At 68.8% G+C, this 1,144-nt stretch carries 1 protein-coding gene; it reads left to right on the plus strand.

Translation table 11 applies throughout. The annotated features are described in order from the left end of the window. On the plus strand, positions 1 to 942 hold a 942-nt coding region (locus MLY01S_RS09755), incomplete at its 5' end, for an AMP-binding protein (RefSeq protein ID WP_157531288.1). Between the last annotated feature and the right edge of the window lie 202 nt (positions 943 to 1,144).

Raw genomic sequence — 1,144 nt, forward strand, 5'->3', positions numbered from 1 at the left:
TTCGCCCCCTGGCTGGCCGAGGCCACGATCTTCGTGCTGAACTTCGGCAAGTTCGAGGCCGGCGCGCTGATGAAGGCCATGCAGGACGGCGGCGTGACCAGCTTCTGTGCCCCGCCGACCGTGTGGCGCATGCTGATCAAGGCCGACCTGACCCAGCTGAAGACCCCGCCGAAGAAGGCCATCTCCGCGGGCGAGCCCCTCAACGCCGAGGTCATCGACCAGGTGCAGCGCGCCTGGGACGTCACCATCCGCGACGGCTTCGGCCAGACCGAGACCACCCTGCAGATCGCCAACACCCCCGGCGCCCGCATGAAGATCGGCGGCATGGGCCGCCCGCTGCCGGGCTACGAGATCGTCCTCATCGACCCGCTCACGGGTCAGGAGGCCGACGAGGGCGAGATCTGCGTGAAGCTCGACCCGCGCCCGGTGGGCGTGCTGAAGTCCTACTTCGGCAACAAGGAGAAGACGGATGAGGTCTTCCGCGACGGCCTCTACCACACCGGCGACATCGCCTCGAAGGACGAGCAGGGCGTCTACACCTATGTCGGCCGTGCGGACGACGTCTTCAAGTCCTCGGACTACAAGGTGTCCCCGTTCGAGCTCGAGTCCGTGCTGGTGGAGCACCCTGCCGTCATGGAGGGCGCGATCGTCCCGACCCCGGACGAGATGCGCCTGGCCGTGCCGAAGGCCTTCGTGACCCTCGCCGCCGGCTATGAGCCGAACGAGGAGACCGCGCGCGAGATCCTGCAGTACACGGTCACCAAGCTGCCGCCGTACAAGCGCATCCGCCGCATCGAGTTCCGTGAGCTGCCCAAGACCATCTCCGGCAAGGTGCGCCGCGTGGAGCTGCGCTCCGAGGAGGTCAAGCGCCACGGCGGCGAGGAGGTCGGCGGCGTCGAGTACCGCGAGGAGGACCTGGGCATCCAGCGTCCGAAGCGCTGAGGCAGGTCTCCGCGCGGGGGACGCCTGCCTCACGAGGGGACACCAGCCTCACGCGGGGACACCTGCCGCACGAACTGGTGAGGACACACCGTCATCACGGGGCCTGAGGGGGCTCGAGACGGCGTGTCCTCACCAGTTGGCGAAAGGCGGTGACGGGACAGCGGCAGGCACGCGCACCCCGGGGCAGGCGGTGGGGCAGAAC

The sequence above is a fragment of the Micrococcus lylae NBRC 15355 genome, assembly GCF_001570885.1.
In the GTDB taxonomy this organism is placed as follows: Bacteria; Actinomycetota; Actinomycetes; order Actinomycetales; family Micrococcaceae; genus Micrococcus; species Micrococcus lylae.